Annotated in this window: 7 protein-coding genes and 6 rRNA genes; all 13 read right to left on the reverse strand. The window is 58.5% G+C overall.

Features of this window, described 5'->3' with window-relative positions:
• Window positions 1-224: 224 nt before the first annotated feature.
• Window positions 225-341 (reverse strand): 5S ribosomal RNA (rrf, locus tag M1E07_RS19235).
• A 233-nt stretch (window positions 342-574) separates the two neighbouring features.
• Window positions 575-3,700, reverse strand: a 23S ribosomal RNA gene (locus M1E07_RS19240).
• 481 nt (window positions 3,701-4,181) lie between these two features.
• Window positions 4,182-5,704 (reverse strand): 16S ribosomal RNA (locus tag M1E07_RS19245).
• Together the 16S, 23S and 5S rRNA genes form the textbook arrangement of a ribosomal RNA operon.
• A gap of 569 nt (window positions 5,705-6,273) precedes the next feature.
• Window positions 6,274-9,306, reverse strand: a complete 3,033-nt coding sequence (locus M1E07_RS19250; RefSeq protein ID WP_461188207.1) for a glycoside hydrolase family 2 TIM barrel-domain containing protein — start codon at window positions 9,304-9,306, stop codon at window positions 6,274-6,276.
• A gap of 126 nt (window positions 9,307-9,432) precedes the next feature.
• A complete protein-coding gene (locus M1E07_RS19255; RefSeq protein ID WP_461188208.1) occupies window positions 9,433-10,440 on the reverse strand; it encodes a LacI family DNA-binding transcriptional regulator in 1,008 nt (335 codons plus the stop codon).
• 154 nt (window positions 10,441-10,594) lie between these two features.
• Window positions 10,595-10,711, reverse strand: a 5S ribosomal RNA gene (rrf, locus tag M1E07_RS19260).
• A 233-nt stretch (window positions 10,712-10,944) separates the two neighbouring features.
• Window positions 10,945-14,070 (reverse strand): 23S ribosomal RNA (locus M1E07_RS19265).
• A 481-nt stretch (window positions 14,071-14,551) separates the two neighbouring features.
• Window positions 14,552-16,074 (reverse strand): 16S ribosomal RNA (locus tag M1E07_RS19270).
• A 675-nt stretch (window positions 16,075-16,749) separates the two neighbouring features.
• Window positions 16,750-17,055 (reverse strand): 30S ribosomal protein S14, encoded by a 306-nt coding sequence (rpsN, locus tag M1E07_RS19275; protein WP_142041307.1) that lies wholly within the window; start codon window positions 17,053-17,055, stop codon window positions 16,750-16,752.
• A gap of 3 nt (window positions 17,056-17,058) precedes the next feature.
• Window positions 17,059-17,226, reverse strand: a complete 168-nt coding sequence (gene rpmG, locus M1E07_RS19280) for a 50S ribosomal protein L33 (RefSeq protein ID WP_013602737.1) — start codon at window positions 17,224-17,226, stop codon at window positions 17,059-17,061.
• A complete protein-coding gene (gene rpmB, locus M1E07_RS19285; protein WP_104043693.1) occupies window positions 17,226-17,462 on the reverse strand; it encodes a 50S ribosomal protein L28 in 237 nt (78 codons plus the stop codon). The genes rpmG and rpmB overlap by 1 nt, the downstream gene beginning before the upstream one ends.
• A 254-nt stretch (window positions 17,463-17,716) precedes the next feature.
• Window positions 17,717-18,478 carry an SGNH/GDSL hydrolase family protein gene (locus M1E07_RS19290; RefSeq protein WP_461188209.1) on the reverse strand — a complete coding sequence of 254 codons (762 nt, stop codon included), beginning with the start codon at window positions 18,476-18,478 and terminating at the stop codon, window positions 17,717-17,719.
• A 51-nt stretch (window positions 18,479-18,529) separates the two neighbouring features.
• Window positions 18,530-19,009 (reverse strand): MarR family winged helix-turn-helix transcriptional regulator, encoded by a 480-nt coding sequence (locus M1E07_RS19295; RefSeq protein WP_461188210.1) that lies wholly within the window; start codon window positions 19,007-19,009, stop codon window positions 18,530-18,532.
• Between the last annotated feature and the right edge of the window lie 23 nt (window positions 19,010-19,032).

Below are 19,032 nucleotides of genomic sequence, written 5' to 3' on the forward strand. Positions count from 1 at the left end.
TGCAGTACGACGGCGGTGCTGCCGCGGAAGCTGATGCCGCGTTGCCCAGCCTGGTGCGGGAGCTGATGCCGCGTTGTCCAGCCTGGTGCGGGAGCTGATGGGGCGTTGCCGGGGCTGTGTGTGGTGGTGGTTAAAGCGGTAGGGCCCTGACGTGGTGTGTCAGGGCCCTGCCGCTTAATGTGGGAGGCCCCAACCGTTGTGGTTGGGGCCTCGACCTAATGGTTGTCCGGCGGTGACCTACTCTCCCACACCCTCCCGGGTGCAGTACCATCGGCGCTGTGGGTCTTAGCTTCCGGGTTCGGAATGGGACCGGGCGTTTCCCCCACGCTATGACCGCCGTAACCCTTGTACCCGGCACCAACCCCTTTCGGGGTGGTGTGGGAAAACTTTTGTGGTTACAACAGGTGCTGCAGTGATGCAGCTGTGGTGTTGTTATTCAGTTGTGGTTTTGTTCCCTGGACAACAGTTTGGTTTGTTGTTCGGGAACCACATAGTGGACGCAAGCAGTCTTGTTTATCTTTTTACCAACCCGTGGTTGCAAACGCTTTTGAAGGAACGTTTGCCGGGGTGGTGTGTGGTGTAAGTTATCGGCCTATTAGTACCGGTCAGCTTCACGAGTCGTTAGTCCTCGCTTCCACATCCGGCCTATCAACCCAGTGGTCTGGCTGGGGGCCTCTCACACACAAGGTGTATGGAAATCTCATCTCGAAGCGAGCTTCCCGCTTAGATGCTTTCAGCGGTTATCCCATCCGAACGTAGCTAATCAGCGGTGCACTTGGCAGTACAACTGACACACCAGAGGTTCGTCCGTCCCGGTCCTCTCGTACTAAGGACAGCCCTTCTCAAATTTCCTGCGCGCGCAGCGGATAGGGACCGAACTGTCTCACGACGTTCTAAACCCAGCTCGCGTACCGCTTTAATGGGCGAACAGCCCAACCCTTGGGACCTACTCCAGCCCCAGGATGCGACGAGCCGACATCGAGGTGCCAAACCATGCCGTCGATATGGACTCTTGGGCAAGATCAGCCTGTTATCCCCGAGGTACCTTTTATCCGTTGAGCGACGGCCATTCCACAATGTACCGCCGGATCACTAGTCCCGACTTTCGTCCCTGCTCGAGATGTCTCTCTCACAGTCAAGCTCCCTTGTGCACTTACACTCGACACCTGATTGCCAACCAGGCTGAGGGAACCTTTGGGCGCCTCCGTTACTTTTTAGGAGGCAACCGCCCCAGTTAAACTACCCATCAGGCACTGTCCCTGACCCGGATTACGGGCCGAAGTTAGATGTCCAAAGTGACCAGAGTGGTATTTCAACGATGACTCCACCCGAACTGGCGTCCGGGCTTCAACGTCTCCCACCTATCCTACACAAGCCACTCCGAACACCAATACCAAACTATAGTAAAGGTCTCGGGGTCTTTCCGTCCTGCTGCGCGTAACGAGCATCTTTACTCGTACTGCAATTTCGCCGAGTTTATGGTTGAGACAGCGGGGAAGTCGTTACTCCATTCGTGCAGGTCGGAACTTACCCGACAAGGAATTTCGCTACCTTAGGATGGTTATAGTTACCACCGCCGTTTACTGGGGCTTAAATTCTCAGCTTCGCCTTGCGGCTAACCGGTCCTCTTAACCTTCCAGCACCGGGCAGGAGTCAGTCCGTATACATCGTCTTGCGACTTCGCACGGACCTGTGTTTTTAGTAAACAGTCGCTTCCCCCTGGTCTCTGCGGCCCCGATCCCCTCCGGACAGCAAGTGTCCATCAAGGTTGGGGCCCCCCTTCTCCCGAAGTTACGGGGGCATTTTGCCGAGTTCCTTAACCATAATTCTCTCGATCGCCTTAGTATTCTCTACCTGATCACCTGTGTCGGTTTGGGGTACGGGCGGCTAAAACCTCGCGTCGATGCTTTTCTCGGCAGCATAGGATCACCAAATCCCCCCAAACGGGGGTCCCATCAGATCTCAGGCATCATGAACAGCGGATTTGCCTACCGTTCGCCCTACATCCTTAGACCGGGACAACCATCGCCCGGCTTGGCTACCTTCCTGCGTCACACCTGTTAATACGCTTGCCTCCCAGGATCAGGTCCTGCGCTCCACCAAAACCCTTCACCCACAAGGGGTGTCAGGCAGGTCTCGGGCAGTTAGTATCCCCTGTTCAGCATGGGCGGTTTTTCGCCGGTACGGGAATATCAACCCGTTGTCCATCGACTACGCCTGTCGGCCTCGCCTTAGGTCCCGACTTACCCAGGGCAGATTAGCTTGACCCTGGAACCCTTGATCATTCGGCGGACGGGTTTCTCACCCGTCTTTCGCTACTCATGCCTGCATTCTCACTCGTGTAGGCTCCACCGCTGGTTTACACCGCGACTTCACTGCCCACACGACGCTCCCCTACCCATCCAGACGCCTGAACCACAAGGGCTTAGCTAATATCTGAATGCCACAACTTCGGCGGTGTACTTGAGCCCCGCTACATTGTCGGCGCGGAATCACTTGACCAGTGAGCTATTACGCACTCTTTTAAGGATGGCTGCTTCTAAGCCAACCTCCTGGTTGTCTTCGCAACTCCACATCCTTTCCCACTTAGCACACGCTTAGGGGCCTTAGTTGGTGGTCTGGGCTGTTTCCCTCTCGACTATGAAGCTTATCCCCCACAGTCTCACTGCTGCGCTCTCACTTACCGGCATTCGGAGTTTGGCTGACGTCAGTAACCTTGTAGGGCCCATTAGCCATCCAGTAGCTCTACCTCCGGTAAGAAACACGCAACGCTGCACCTAAATGCATTTCGGGGAGAACCAGCTATCACGAAGTTTGATTGGCCTTTCACCCCTACCCACAGCTCATCCCCTCCATTTTCAACTGAAGTGGGTTCGGTCCTCCACGACGTCTTACCGTCGCTTCAACCTGGCCATGGGTAGATCACTTCGCTTCGGGTCTAGATCACGCCACTGCAACGCCCTATTCAGACTCGCTTTCGCTACGGCTTCCCCACACGGGTTAACCTCGCGACGTAACACTAACTCGCAGGCTCATTCTTCAAAAGGCACGCCGTCACAACTACAAGGCTGCTCCGACGGATTGTAAGCACACGGTTTCAGGTACTGTTTCACTCCCCTCCCGGGGTACTTTTCACCTTTCCCTCACGGTACTGGTCCGCTATCGGTCATTAGGGAGTATTTAGGCTTATCAGGTGGTCCTGACAGATTCACACGGGATTTCTCGGGCCCCGTGCTACTTGGGATACTCATCCAGGCGGTACACAACATTTCGGTTACGGGGCTCACACCCTCTCTGGCCGGCCTTTCAAGACCGCTCACCTATGCCTGCACATCACACCCCACTGCCCCGGCAGAGACAGTACGGAAAGTCCCACAACCCCGACCATGCAACGCCCGCCGGCTATCACACATGGAACGGTTTAGCCTGATCCGCGTTCGCTCGCCACTACTAACGGAATCACTATTGTTTTCTCTTCCTGCGGGTACTGAGATGTTTCACTTCCCCGCGTTCCCTCCACGCACCCTATGTGTTCAGATGCGGGTCACCAGGCGACTCGCGCCCCTGGCGGGGTTTCCCCATTCGGACACCCTGGGATCACAGTCCGGTTATCGACTCCCCCAGGCTTATCGCAGATTCCTACGTCCTTCTTCGGCTCCTAATGCCAAGGCATCCACCGTGTGCTCTTAAAAACTTGACCACAAAAGATCAATCAGTAATTTTCGAGAGAACCATGAAAACCAGCCACAACCACAAAAGGGCTGCAACCAGATCCAGGTTCATATTCTTGGAAATTGCTTCTTATAAAAGATGCTCGCGTCCACTATGTAGTTCTCAAACAACAACCCCAAACCACACACCCCACACATCTACATGCATGATCGGTGCAGCCAGGAAAACCAGAAACAAACAAACCCGGGAACAAAACCCCCGGCCCTGTTGCCTCAGGACCCAACAGTGTGCCAAACACTACCCAACACCACAAACCACCAGCGTTCCCGAACCAACCCCACAAGGAGATCAGCCCGTACTAACAAACGGTCCGTGCCACCAGGCACCTATTCGTTGATATTCCACCCATGAGCACCCGCCGCAGAACAAACGTCTGCGCAACGGGCATATACTCCTGACAAACCCCCACCAACGCATACACGCAGCAGAAGCCTGTAGGTGCTCCTTAGAAAGGAGGTGATCCAGCCGCACCTTCCGGTACGGCTACCTTGTTACGACTTAGTCCCAATCGCCAGTCCCACCTTCGACAGCTCCCTCCCACAAGGGGTTAGGCCACCGGCTTCGGGTGTTACCAACTTTCGTGACTTGACGGGCGGTGTGTACAAGGCCCGGGAACGTATTCACCGCAGCGTTGCTGATCTGCGATTACTAGCGACTCCGACTTCATGGGGTCGAGTTGCAGACCCCAATCCGAACTGAGACCGGCTTTTTGGGATTAGCTCCACCTCACAGTATCGCAACCCTTTGTACCGGCCATTGTAGCATGCGTGAAGCCCAAGACATAAGGGGCATGATGATTTGACGTCGTCCCCACCTTCCTCCGAGTTGACCCCGGCAGTCTCCTATGAGTCCCCACCATCACGTGCTGGCAACATAGAACGAGGGTTGCGCTCGTTGCGGGACTTAACCCAACATCTCACGACACGAGCTGACGACAACCATGCACCACCTGTAAACCGACCGCAAGCGGGGCACCTGTTTCCAGGTCTTTCCGGTTCATGTCAAGCCTTGGTAAGGTTCTTCGCGTTGCATCGAATTAATCCGCATGCTCCGCCGCTTGTGCGGGCCCCCGTCAATTCCTTTGAGTTTTAGCCTTGCGGCCGTACTCCCCAGGCGGGGCACTTAATGCGTTAGCTACGGCGCGGAAAACGTGGAATGTCCCCCACACCTAGTGCCCAACGTTTACGGCATGGACTACCAGGGTATCTAATCCTGTTCGCTCCCCATGCTTTCGCTCCTCAGCGTCAGTTAATGCCCAGAGACCTGCCTTCGCCATCGGTGTTCCTCCTGATATCTGCGCATTTCACCGCTACACCAGGAATTCCAGTCTCCCCTACATCACTCTAGTCTGCCCGTACCCACCGCAGATCCGGAGTTGAGCCCCGGACTTTCACGGCAGACGCGACAAACCGCCTACGAGCTCTTTACGCCCAATAATTCCGGATAACGCTTGCGCCCTACGTATTACCGCGGCTGCTGGCACGTAGTTAGCCGGCGCTTCTTCTGCAGGTACCGTCACTTTCGCTTCTTCCCTACTGAAAGAGGTTTACAACCCGAAGGCCGTCATCCCTCACGCGGCGTCGCTGCATCAGGCTTGCGCCCATTGTGCAATATTCCCCACTGCTGCCTCCCGTAGGAGTCTGGGCCGTGTCTCAGTCCCAGTGTGGCCGGTCACCCTCTCAGGCCGGCTACCCGTCGTCGCCTTGGTGAGCCATTACCTCACCAACAAGCTGATAGGCCGCGAGTCCATCCAAAACCACAAAAAGCTTTCCACCCCCCACCATGCGATGAGGAGTCATATCCGGTATTAGACCCAGTTTCCCAGGCTTATCCCAGAGTTAAGGGCAGGTTACTCACGTGTTACTCACCCGTTCGCCACTAATCCACCAGCAAGCTGGCTTCATCGTTCGACTTGCATGTGTTAAGCACGCCGCCAGCGTTCATCCTGAGCCAGGATCAAACTCTCCGTTGAAGTAAAACAAAAACAGACACAACCCCCAGCCCCGGGAAAACGGGACCAAAAAGCTGCACAAAATTTGAAACCAGCTGTAAAAACCAGACCACCCACAGGGGCGGGCAGCCCGGCAAATCCAACCAATTCATAAAACAAATCGGTATCAACAAACTTGGCACACTATTGAGTTCTCAAACAACAGACACACCCGGCACCACCACAACACATACCGTGTCAAGGATCGCTCCGGAGCAACTTTTCAAACTTACCCGATCCCCCAAAGCTTTGCAAATCAGCGTTTCCGCGACACAAAACCAGGAAAACCAGCCCCACCCAAACCCGGCACGCCCAAAAGCGAACCATTTTCAGGCTGTTGAAGAAGGGGATTGGCCGCACTCTTTCCGCTTCAGCGGCGGCGACTCAGAAAACAATACACGCCCCCAACCCAACCCGCAAATCCACCCCAACACCACCCCCACACCCCCAAAAACCCCGCCAACACAAGGATGTAGGGGTGCAGCACGGGACGCAGCCTGCTCACGCCCCGTCTTTTGCCGGTATGGACTGTCTCACACTTTCAAGGCCGGTCAGCTACGGATACTAAAGGTCAGCATGAAGTCGGCTTCCCGGGGCTTAAGGCGGTACTGCTCCAGCACCGCGGGACCACAGGCAGCGGTACCTACACCCCTGAGTGCATGGTCGAGATACAGGTAGGTCCGCCCATCCGCCGTCAAATCCGGGCGGTGAGCCGCTGCATCCAGAACCTTCAGGCCATACGGCCGGACAGTCAAGGCAAAGGGATCACCAGAAATCTCGAGCGTGCTGCTGCCCACCCCCAGGGCCGCTGACCGAACGCCGGACCTCGCGCCGGACTCCTGTGGCCGCACGTAGTCGACGTCCATTTCTGCCAGGGACCGGGAGAACCACCCCGTGCGTGTCCCCTGTCCCGTATCCGGATAGCTCTGGTGGGGGCCCTGGCCGAACCAGCTCACGGTGGACGTTTCTTCATCCAGCACGAGTTCCAGTCCAATTCGGGCCCATTCCACTTCGAAGCCCCGGTGGACCCACTCGCCGTCAGGCCGGACCTGGGTGCGGAGCGCAACGGTTTCACCGTCGCTGGTCCAGGTATAGTCCACAAAAGCCCCATACTGCCTGTCCGCAGCACTCACGCGGGTGCGCACCGTCAGTGCTTCCCCGCCCTCCGGGCCCGCCTCCGCGCTAATGCCCAGCAGGCGGGCATGGAGCAGATCCAGCCTGGCGTCCTTCCACTGCGTGGCGAGCGGGCGCTCATCGGCACCACCCCATTCCCGGCCGAGGTCGTTGTCGGTGGGCGCCCACCACAATGCCAAGCCCATTTTCTCCACGGGGATCCCACCTATAGCCGTGGGCATGCCGTTGGTCCGGCTGAACACCACGGGGCCCAGCTTGAGTTCGCTGTCCTGAACGAGCACCCATTGAAGGGGTGCCGGCTGAACTGCGGCACCACGCTCCCGAAGCGATTGCCCCCACGCGACCTCATGGCCGGCCGAAGCCCACGCTGAATCAACGGCGAGGACTGCATTCACGGTGAGCACCGCGGCCTGGCCGTCAGGAAGCCCAGCCGCCAAAGCAGCTACGCTGGCGGGCAGCGCCACAACTGCCTCGGCCTGAGGGGGTACAGACGCGGCGTCCACCGTCCCGGCGTCCAGCGTGGCGCCGTCGGCCTCCACCACGTAACGGAAGCTGTAGGCGCCGGTGTCCGCGAAGTCGTGGCCGTTGCGCAAGGTGAAGCCGGACCAGTCGGTGGCCACGCTGATGCGGAGCGGTTCAATGACCTTTTTGAAGTCCAACAGCCCTGGCCTGGGGTTGCGGTCCGCGTCCACCAGCCCATCTGTGACGAAGTTGCCATCGTGGACCTCCTCGCCGAAGTCCCCGCCGTACGCGTAGTGCTCGCCGCCGTCCGGAGAGGTGACGGTGATGCCGTGTTCCAGCCATTCCCACACAAAGCCTCCCATCAGGCGCGGGTACTTCTCGAAAAGCTCCTGGTACTCGGTCATGCCGCCGGGGCCGTTGCCCATGGCGTGGACGTATTCGCAGAGCACAAATGGCATGGCGCGGCGTCGGAGGTCCAACTCCGCGACGTCCAAGGCCGGCTCTATACCCTGCCCGATCAGGGCCGTCTCCGCCTGGCTGGCGTACATTCGGGAGTAGACGTCAACGTGCGCCGAGGTCCAGTCACCCTCATAGTGGATGGGGCGGGACGGGTCCCGGTCCTTGGTCCAGCGCGACATGGCGGCGAGGTTCCTGCCGGTGCCGGCCTCGTTGCCCAGCGACCACATGACCACCGCCGGGTGGTTCTTGTCCCGCTCAACCGTGCGGCTCATGCGGTCCACGAGTGCGGTTTCCCATTGGGGGTCATCGCTGGGGTTCCGGGCCCAGCCGGAGCTCACAAAGCCGTGGGTTTCGAGGTCGCACTCGAGCACCACGTAGAAGCCAAGCTTGTCCGCAAGCGCCAGGAACTCCGGGTGGGGCGGGTAGTGGGACGTCCGGATGGCGTTGATGTTGTGCTGCTTCATAAGCCGCAGCTCGGCCTCCATCATGTCCCGCGGTACCACCCGGCCCAGGCGCGGATGATGCTCGTGGCGGTTGACCCCGCGCAGCAGGATCCGCCGGCCATTGACTTTGAACTGCGCGTCCTCGACGGCAATGCTGCGGAAGCCCACCTGCAGGGCAATGGACTCCCCTGACGTGCTGACTGTTGCCTCGTAGAGCCGGGGCACCTCGGCAGACCACGGCTCGACGCCGGGGACGCGCGCCTCGGTGCCGGCAGGCAGTTCCAGGTTAAGTTCCGGAACTCGGACGACGGCGTCGATCGGCTGTTCGCCCCGGCTTGCCTCCACCAGGAGGATGCCTTCGCCGGTCCGGTGGTCGTAGTCCGCGTGGACAAAGACGTCGTCGATGCCCTCGGCCGGCCGGGCCTGCAGGGTGACGTCGCGGAAAATCCCGGGGAGCCACCACATGTCCTGGTCCTCCACATAGCTGGCGGCCGAGAACTGGGCAACGCGCGCGGCCAGGGTGTTCGTCCCCTCCGCCAGAATTCCGGATACGTCGAATTCATGGGCCAGTCTGCTGCCGCGGGTAGTGCCCAGCTCCACTCCGTTCAACCACACGGTTCCGGCGGATTCGATGCCGTCAAACCGTAAAAGTGCATGCGGAAGGAACTCGGGTCCGGCCTCAAAGACCACGACGTGGTCACCAACGGGGTTAGCCTCGGGCACGTGGGGCGGTTCAACGGCAAACGGGAACTGGACGTTCGTGTACGCGGGAACACCGTGGCCGTGCATGGACCAACTGGACGGTACCGGGAGGCTGGCAAACCCTGCCAGGTCCTCGCCCATCTGCCAGCCGTCGTCCGGTGCCGTGCGGATCCCCGGGCTGAGACGGAACTGCCACTCCCCGTTGAGCGACAGCTTTGGCGCGTCGCTGCGCAGGTAGGCACGCGGGGGCAGGCTGCCGGCGCCAGGGTTCAGCGAGGACAGCGCCAGAACGCCCTCGACGCCAAGTTCGAGTCTGGTGACAGGCGAACCTGAGGTGGGATCCGGGCTGTTGCCAGCCGGTGCGGACGGCGATTGAACTGACATTGGCTTCCTTGCATCGTGCGTTGGCAGAGGGTTGTGCAGGCGGACCTTCGTTCCCCCGACCGCTAAATCGTGAACGTTCACGGGCTGCACAAGGAGCTTAGTTGACTATGTCCGCTTTGAGTAGGGTCAGGCCGACTGACGCAGGACCAGCTTGTGTTGGAGGACCAGCCTGGAGTCTTCGCTGCCAGCGTCCACGGTTCCGGTCAACAGATTGTCAACGAGGTCGACGGCGGCCCGTCCAACTGCGCGAAGGTCGAGCGAGAGAGTGGTCAGCTCGGGAGTCAAGAGCTCACCCAGGGGGATCCCGTCCATGCCGATGACAGCACAACCTCCCGGCACCTTCTTACCGGATTCGTGCAGGGCTTTTAGCGCTCCTGCTGCCATGAGGTCATTGAACACTATGAGCCCATCGATCCCGGCCTGCTGTTCGATCATTGAATGCACAGCTGCCCGGGCCGCGGGGGCGGAGTCAGCGGCCTGGCGGACAGTGAGCTCGATGCCCGCTTCTGCTGCTGCGGCGGCGACTGCCCGGCCTCGTGTGGTGGCGGTGCCCTCTTGGTCTGAGTCAAGATAGGCAATCTCCCGGCAGCCGACGGAATTGAGCCGTTCCAAGGCAATGCGTGCCCCGTGGGAGTAGTCAAAGGAGATGCCGCCGGCCGCTTGGCTGGACGGGTAATCGAGCACCACCACTGGACGTCGGCCCATTAGTGCCTGGGCATCACCCGAGCCAGCACCGAGATACCCGACGAGGGCGTCAACCTGCGGGGCCAGGCGGGTCACCGCGTCCAGGCCGCTCCCGCTGCCGTGGCCAAAATCATCTACCACCACGTTCCAGCCCCGCTGGGTGGCCACTTCCACCACACTGGAGGCGAATGCAGGGAAGTATGGGTTGGTAAGGTCCGGGATGGCGAGCCCCAGGGAAACCCGGGCGCCCTGCACCAGGCCCTTCGCAAACCGGCTGGGGGTGTAGCCCATCTCTTCGGCAAGCTGTTGGACGCGCTCACGCGTGGCCGTGCTGATTCCGGACATGTCATTCATGGCACGGGTAACGGTCTGGCGTGAGACACCCGCGGCGGCCGCCACATCCAGAATGGTCGCCCGGCGGATGCGCGGCTCGCGGGAACTCGGGGTCATCCCGTAAGTCTAGGCGGGCACCGGATGTTGGGGCGTTGCCGGGGCTGTGTGTGGTGGTGGTTAAAGCGGTAGGGCCCTGACGTGGTGTGTCAGGGCCCTGCCGCTTAATGTGGGAGGCCCCAACCGTTGTGGTTGGGGCCTCGACCTAATGGTTGTCCGGCGGTGACCTACTCTCCCACACCCTCCCGGGTGCAGTACCATCGGCGCTGTGGGTCTTAGCTTCCGGGTTCGGAATGGGACCGGGCGTTTCCCCCACGCTATGACCGCCGTAACCCTTGTACCCGGCACCAACCCCTTTCGGGGTGGTGTGGGAAAACTTTTGTGGTTACAACAGGTGCTGCAGTGATGCAGCTGTGGTGTTGTTATTCAGTTGTGGTTTTGTTCCCTGGACAACAGTTTGGTTTGTTGTTCGGGAACCACATAGTGGACGCAAGCAGTCTTGTTTATCTTTTTACCAACCCGTGGTTGCAAACGCTTTTGAAGGAACGTTTGCCGGGGTGGTGTGTGGTGTAAGTTATCGGCCTATTAGTACCGGTCAGCTTCACGAGTCGTTAGTCCTCGCTTCCACATCCGGCCTATCAACCCAGTGGTCTGGCTGGGGGCCTCTCACACACAAGGTGTATGGAAATCTCATCTCGAAGCGAGCTTCCCGCTTAGATGCTTTCAGCGGTTATCCCATCCGAACGTAGCTAATCAGCGGTGCACTTGGCAGTACAACTGACACACCAGAGGTTCGTCCGTCCCGGTCCTCTCGTACTAAGGACAGCCCTTCTCAAATTTCCTGCGCGCGCAGCGGATAGGGACCGAACTGTCTCACGACGTTCTAAACCCAGCTCGCGTACCGCTTTAATGGGCGAACAGCCCAACCCTTGGGACCTACTCCAGCCCCAGGATGCGACGAGCCGACATCGAGGTGCCAAACCATGCCGTCGATATGGACTCTTGGGCAAGATCAGCCTGTTATCCCCGAGGTACCTTTTATCCGTTGAGCGACGGCCATTCCACAATGTACCGCCGGATCACTAGTCCCGACTTTCGTCCCTGCTCGAGATGTCTCTCTCACAGTCAAGCTCCCTTGTGCACTTACACTCGACACCTGATTGCCAACCAGGCTGAGGGAACCTTTGGGCGCCTCCGTTACTTTTTAGGAGGCAACCGCCCCAGTTAAACTACCCATCAGGCACTGTCCCTGACCCGGATTACGGGCCGAAGTTAGATGTCCAAAGTGACCAGAGTGGTATTTCAACGATGACTCCACCCGAACTGGCGTCCGGGCTTCAACGTCTCCCACCTATCCTACACAAGCCACTCCGAACACCAATACCAAACTATAGTAAAGGTCTCGGGGTCTTTCCGTCCTGCTGCGCGTAACGAGCATCTTTACTCGTACTGCAATTTCGCCGAGTTTATGGTTGAGACAGCGGGGAAGTCGTTACTCCATTCGTGCAGGTCGGAACTTACCCGACAAGGAATTTCGCTACCTTAGGATGGTTATAGTTACCACCGCCGTTTACTGGGGCTTAAATTCTCAGCTTCGCCTTGCGGCTAACCGGTCCTCTTAACCTTCCAGCACCGGGCAGGAGTCAGTCCGTATACATCGTCTTGCGACTTCGCACGGACCTGTGTTTTTAGTAAACAGTCGCTTCCCCCTGGTCTCTGCGGCCCCGATCCCCTCCGGACAGCAAGTGTCCATCAAGGTTGGGGCCCCCCTTCTCCCGAAGTTACGGGGGCATTTTGCCGAGTTCCTTAACCATAATTCTCTCGATCGCCTTAGTATTCTCTACCTGATCACCTGTGTCGGTTTGGGGTACGGGCGGCTAAAACCTCGCGTCGATGCTTTTCTCGGCAGCATAGGATCACCAAATCCCCCCAAACGGGGGTCCCATCAGATCTCAGGCATCATGAACAGCGGATTTGCCTACCGTTCGCCCTACATCCTTAGACCGGGACAACCATCGCCCGGCTTGGCTACCTTCCTGCGTCACACCTGTTAATACGCTTGCCTCCCAGGATCAGGTCCTGCGCTCCACCAAAACCCTTCACCCACAAGGGGTGTCAGGCAGGTCTCGGGCAGTTAGTATCCCCTGTTCAGCATGGGCGGTTTTTCGCCGGTACGGGAATATCAACCCGTTGTCCATCGACTACGCCTGTCGGCCTCGCCTTAGGTCCCGACTTACCCAGGGCAGATTAGCTTGACCCTGGAACCCTTGATCATTCGGCGGACGGGTTTCTCACCCGTCTTTCGCTACTCATGCCTGCATTCTCACTCGTGTAGGCTCCACCGCTGGTTTACACCGCGACTTCACTGCCCACACGACGCTCCCCTACCCATCCAGACGCCTGAACCACAAGGGCTTAGCTAATATCTGAATGCCACAACTTCGGCGGTGTACTTGAGCCCCGCTACATTGTCGGCGCGGAATCACTTGACCAGTGAGCTATTACGCACTCTTTTAAGGATGGCTGCTTCTAAGCCAACCTCCTGGTTGTCTTCGCAACTCCACATCCTTTCCCACTTAGCACACGCTTAGGGGCCTTAGTTGGTGGTCTGGGCTGTTTCCCTCTCGACTATGAAGCTTATCCCCCACAGTCTCACTGCTGCGCTCTCACTTACCGGCATTCGGAGTTTGGCTGACGTCAGTAACCTTGTAGGGCCCATTAGCCATCCAGTAGCTCTACCTCCGGTAAGAAACACGCAACGCTGCACCTAAATGCATTTCGGGGAGAACCAGCTATCACGAAGTTTGATTGGCCTTTCACCCCTACCCACAGCTCATCCCCTCCATTTTCAACTGAAGTGGGTTCGGTCCTCCACGACGTCTTACCGTCGCTTCAACCTGGCCATGGGTAGATCACTTCGCTTCGGGTCTAGATCACGCCACTGCAACGCCCTATTCAGACTCGCTTTCGCTACGGCTTCCCCACACGGGTTAACCTCGCGACGTAACACTAACTCGCAGGCTCATTCTTCAAAAGGCACGCCGTCACAACTACAAGGCTGCTCCGACGGATTGTAAGCACACGGTTTCAGGTACTGTTTCACTCCCCTCCCGGGGTACTTTTCACCTTTCCCTCACGGTACTGGTCCGCTATCGGTCATTAGGGAGTATTTAGGCTTATCAGGTGGTCCTGACAGATTCACACGGGATTTCTCGGGCCCCGTGCTACTTGGGATACTCATCCAGGCGGTACACAACATTTCGGTTACGGGGCTCACACCCTCTCTGGCCGGCCTTTCAAGACCGCTCACCTATGCCTGCACATCACACCCCACTGCCCCGGCAGAGACAGTACGGAAAGTCCCACAACCCCGACCATGCAACGCCCGCCGGCTATCACACATGGAACGGTTTAGCCTGATCCGCGTTCGCTCGCCACTACTAACGGAATCACTATTGTTTTCTCTTCCTGCGGGTACTGAGATGTTTCACTTCCCCGCGTTCCCTCCACGCACCCTATGTGTTCAGATGCGGGTCACCAGGCGACTCGCGCCCCTGGCGGGGTTTCCCCATTCGGACACCCTGGGATCACAGTCCGGTTATCGACTCCCCCAGGCTTATCGCAGATTCCTACGTCCTTCTTCGGCTCCTAATGCCAAGGCATCCACCGTGTGCTCTTAAAAACTTGACCACAAAAGATCAATCAGTAATTTTCGAGAGAACCATGAAAACCAGCCACAACCACAAAAGGGCTGCAACCAGATCCAGGTTCATATTCTTGGAAATTGCTTCTTATAAAAGATGCTCGCGTCCACTATGTAGTTCTCAAACAACAACCCCAAACCACACACCCCACACATCTACATGCATGATCGGTGCAGCCAGGAAAACCAGAAACAAACAAACCCGGGAACAAAACCCCCGGCCCTGTTGCCTCAGGACCCAACAGTGTGCCAAACACTACCCAACACCACAAACCACCAGCGTTCCCGAACCAACCCCACAAGGAGATCAGCCCGTACTAACAAACGGTCCGTGCCACCAGGCACCTATTCGTTGATATTCCACCCATGAGCACCCGCCGCAGAACAAACGTCTGCGCAACGGGCATATACTCCTGACAAACCCCCACCAACGCATACACGCAGCAGAAGCCTGTAGGTGCTCCTTAGAAAGGAGGTGATCCAGCCGCACCTTCCGGTACGGCTACCTTGTTACGACTTAGTCCCAATCGCCAGTCCCACCTTCGACAGCTCCCTCCCACAAGGGGTTAGGCCACCGGCTTCGGGTGTTACCAACTTTCGTGACTTGACGGGCGGTGTGTACAAGGCCCGGGAACGTATTCACCGCAGCGTTGCTGATCTGCGATTACTAGCGACTCCGACTTCATGGGGTCGAGTTGCAGACCCCAATCCGAACTGAGACCGGCTTTTTGGGATTAGCTCCACCTCACAGTATCGCAACCCTTTGTACCGGCCATTGTAGCATGCGTGAAGCCCAAGACATAAGGGGCATGATGATTTGACGTCGTCCCCACCTTCCTCCGAGTTGACCCCGGCAGTCTCCTATGAGTCCCCACCATCACGTGCTGGCAACATAGAACGAGGGTTGCGCTCGTTGCGGGACTTAACCCAACATCTCACGACACGAGCTGACGACAACCATGCACCACCTGTAAACCGACCGCAAGCGGGGCACCTGTTTCCAGGTCTTTCCGGTTCATGTCAAGCCTTGGTAAGGTTCTTCGCGTTGCATCGAATTAATCCGCATGCTCCGCCGCTTGTGCGGGCCCCCGTCAATTCCTTTGAGTTTTAGCCTTGCGGCCGTACTCCCCAGGCGGGGCACTTAATGCGTTAGCTACGGCGCGGAAAACGTGGAATGTCCCCCACACCTAGTGCCCAACGTTTACGGCATGGACTACCAGGGTATCTAATCCTGTTCGCTCCCCATGCTTTCGCTCCTCAGCGTCAGTTAATGCCCAGAGACCTGCCTTCGCCATCGGTGTTCCTCCTGATATCTGCGCATTTCACCGCTACACCAGGAATTCCAGTCTCCCCTACATCACTCTAGTCTGCCCGTACCCACCGCAGATCCGGAGTTGAGCCCCGGACTTTCACGGCAGACGCGACAAACCGCCTACGAGCTCTTTACGCCCAATAATTCCGGATAACGCTTGCGCCCTACGTATTACCGCGGCTGCTGGCACGTAGTTAGCCGGCGCTTCTTCTGCAGGTACCGTCACTTTCGCTTCTTCCCTACTGAAAGAGGTTTACAACCCGAAGGCCGTCATCCCTCACGCGGCGTCGCTGCATCAGGCTTGCGCCCATTGTGCAATATTCCCCACTGCTGCCTCCCGTAGGAGTCTGGGCCGTGTCTCAGTCCCAGTGTGGCCGGTCACCCTCTCAGGCCGGCTACCCGTCGTCGCCTTGGTGAGCCATTACCTCACCAACAAGCTGATAGGCCGCGAGTCCATCCAAAACCACAAAAAGCTTTCCACCCCCCACCATGCGATGAGGAGTCATATCCGGTATTAGACCCAGTTTCCCAGGCTTATCCCAGAGTTAAGGGCAGGTTACTCACGTGTTACTCACCCGTTCGCCACTAATCCACCAGCAAGCTGGCTTCATCGTTCGACTTGCATGTGTTAAGCACGCCGCCAGCGTTCATCCTGAGCCAGGATCAAACTCTCCGTTGAAGTAAAACAAAAACAGACACAACCCCCAGCCCCGGGAAAACGGGACCAAAAAGCTGCACAAAATTTGAAACCAGCTGTAAAAACCAGACCACCCACAGGGGCGGGCAGCCCGGCAAATCCAACCAATTCATAAAACAAATCGGTATCAACAAACTTGGCACACTATTGAGTTCTCAAACAACAGACACACCCGGCACCACCACAACACATACCGTGTCAAGGATCGCTCCGGAGCAACTTTTCAAACTTACCCGATCCCCGGCTCCGAATCAAATCCGTCTTTCAGGATTCTTATCGGTGGAGGATCGTCCCCACCTCTTCAGGGAGCGCTCGAAAGCCCTACCGGAATTGGTTTTGATTTTGGGGTTTTGGCCGCCCGGGGTAACCAGCTCTTCGCTGTCTCCCTCGCGGCGACTTAGAAAACAATACACCTCCTCCGGCCCCTCCGCAAATCCCCCTCCAAGCGGTCCTGTTCCCCGCCATCCTGCGGCAGAAGCGGCGGTGAGCGCCCAAACCAGCCACCCGCCGTCGAACTTTCCCTGTATGCGCTGCACCACAATCACCAAGGCCTTAATCCGGCCGAGCCCGATCCCCCGCGAGCCTTAAACGCAGAAAGGGCTGGCAACCGTGAGGTTGCCGGCCCTTTCTCAAGCAGCTGGTATCAGCAGGGCTGAATTACCAGGAAGACTTGGTGACGCCCGGGAGCTCGCCCTTGTGGGCCATGTCGCGGAAGCGGACACGGGAGATGCCGAACTTCTGGAGGGTACCGCGGGGACGGCCGTCGATGATGTCGCGGTTACGCAGACGGATCGGGGACGCGTTGCGGGGCAGCTTCTGCAGGCCCAGTCGGGCTGCTTCGCGTGCTTCGTCGGTTGCGTTTTCGTCAACCAGGGTCTTCTTCAGCTCGAGGCGCTTCGCAGCGTAACGCTCAACGATGACCTTGCGCTGCTCGTTGCGAGCAATCTTTGACTTCTTAGCCATGGTTTAGCGCTCCTCTCGGAATTCGACGTGCTGGCGGATCTTGGGGTCGTACTTCTTCAGAACCATGCGGTCCGGATCGTTACGACGGTTCTTGCGGGTTACGTAGGTGTAACCCGTGCCCGCGGTCGACTTGAGCTTGATGATCGGACGTACGTCCTTGTCCTTAGCCACTAGAGCTTCACCCCACGAGCGAGAATGCTGGCGACGACAACGTCGATGCCGCGTACGTCGATGGTCTTGATGCCCTTTGCAGAAACCTGCAGCGTGACATTACGGCGCAGGGACGGAACCCAGTAGCGCTTCTTCTGAATGTTCGGATCGAACCGACGCTTGTTGCGGCGGTGCGAGTGCGAAATGCTGTGCCCAAAGCCCGGCTCGGCTCCGGTCACTTGGCAGTGTGCTGCCATGACTTCTCCTCAAGAATTGAAAGTAATGATCCGCATATCTGCTGCTGGACCATGCTGCTAAGGGCGACCCAAAAATGAAGAAGGGCAACGGTTAGTCACGCAACTTGAGCCCCTAACTACCGGCCACCCTGGAGAAATTACCGGGCAACCGGAGCAATTGCGCACGCTCCGCGCACTTAGCGCCTACCAAGTCTACGAGTTCACGCAATTAAAGACCAATCCGGCCCCGGAGGGTGTATAAGGCGACCCCGCAGCTAGAGCCTAATGAACTGGGGGTACTTCGGCTTCAGTCCATCGCCAGATGACTTTCCGGTGACCCGGCGGACAACCCATGGGCCGGCGAACTCCCGCACCCAGCGGGCGTTGGCGCGGACGGCTTCCAGCCGGCTGAGCTCCGGTACAGGTGTCATCGGGGGAACCTCAACGGAGTGGTCATGTTCCAATACGTCCAGCACGCGCTTGGCCATGTTGGCGTGCCCCGCCGCGGACATGTGCATCCTGTCCTTCGCCCACATGCCCCAGTCGTAGTACTCACTGAAGCGCCAGTAATCCACCAGCAATGCCCCATGGTCTCCGGCGATGCCGCGGACCAGCTCGTTGTAGATGGCCGTGCGCCCGCGGGTGGTGCTGAAAACTTTCGATCCCCTGGAGTCGAACCCGGTGAACATAACCACAGCGGCGCCGCTGGCGCGCAGTTTGGCGATGGCGTCGTCGTACTCCACCAAGAGGTCGTCAATGTCGATCCTCGGGCGGAGGATGTCGTTGGCCCCCGCGTAAATGCTCACCAAAGTGGGTTTGAGCTCGACGGCGGCCTCCACCTGCTCAGCCAGGATCTGGCGGAGTTTCCTTCCGCGGATGGCGAGGTTTGCGTAGCCGAAGCCGGCGTCGGCGGCGCCGAGCTGCTCCGCCACACGGTCAGCCCAGCCGCGGACACCGTTGGGACGGGTGGGATCGTTGTCCCCCACGCCTTCGGTGAAAGAGTCACCAAGGGCCACGAACCGGGTAGTGAAATCCATTCGGCCAGTTTGCCACCAGTTGCTGGGAGCAACCAACCCCAGGGACGGGCCCTAACTTTCCCTCAGGATCCAATGGTCGGAGTCCAACCGGCCAACAACCTTCTCCCCAATGCGTGCCAGATCCAGCACGTCCTGCTCCGTCAGGGCGTCCAGGAACAAATCCCTCACGGTCTCAACGTGACCCGGTGCCAGGCCCACGATGGTCGCCATGCCTTCTTCGGTGAGGTGGGCCGTGGTGACGCGGGCGTCGTGCGGATGCGGACGGCGTTCGACCCACCCCCGCTTCTGCAGTTTGGTCACCACATGCGAAAGCCGCGACAACGATGCGCTGCTGCGCGCAGCAAGCTCACTCATCGGCAGGAACCGCTCTTCCGCCTCAGACAGCATGGCCAGGACCGTGTAGTCGAAGAGGGACAGTTTCCCCGCTGCATAGAGCTTGGTGTCGAGGGCCGCCGGCAGGAGCGTATTGATGCTTACCAGGGCCAGCCAGGCACGGCGTTCGTCGGCGGAGAGCCAGCGGGGTTCGGTCATGTGCCCATTCTACGAGAAGGAGG

It is taken from the genome of Arthrobacter sp. Z4-13, assembly GCF_054792705.1.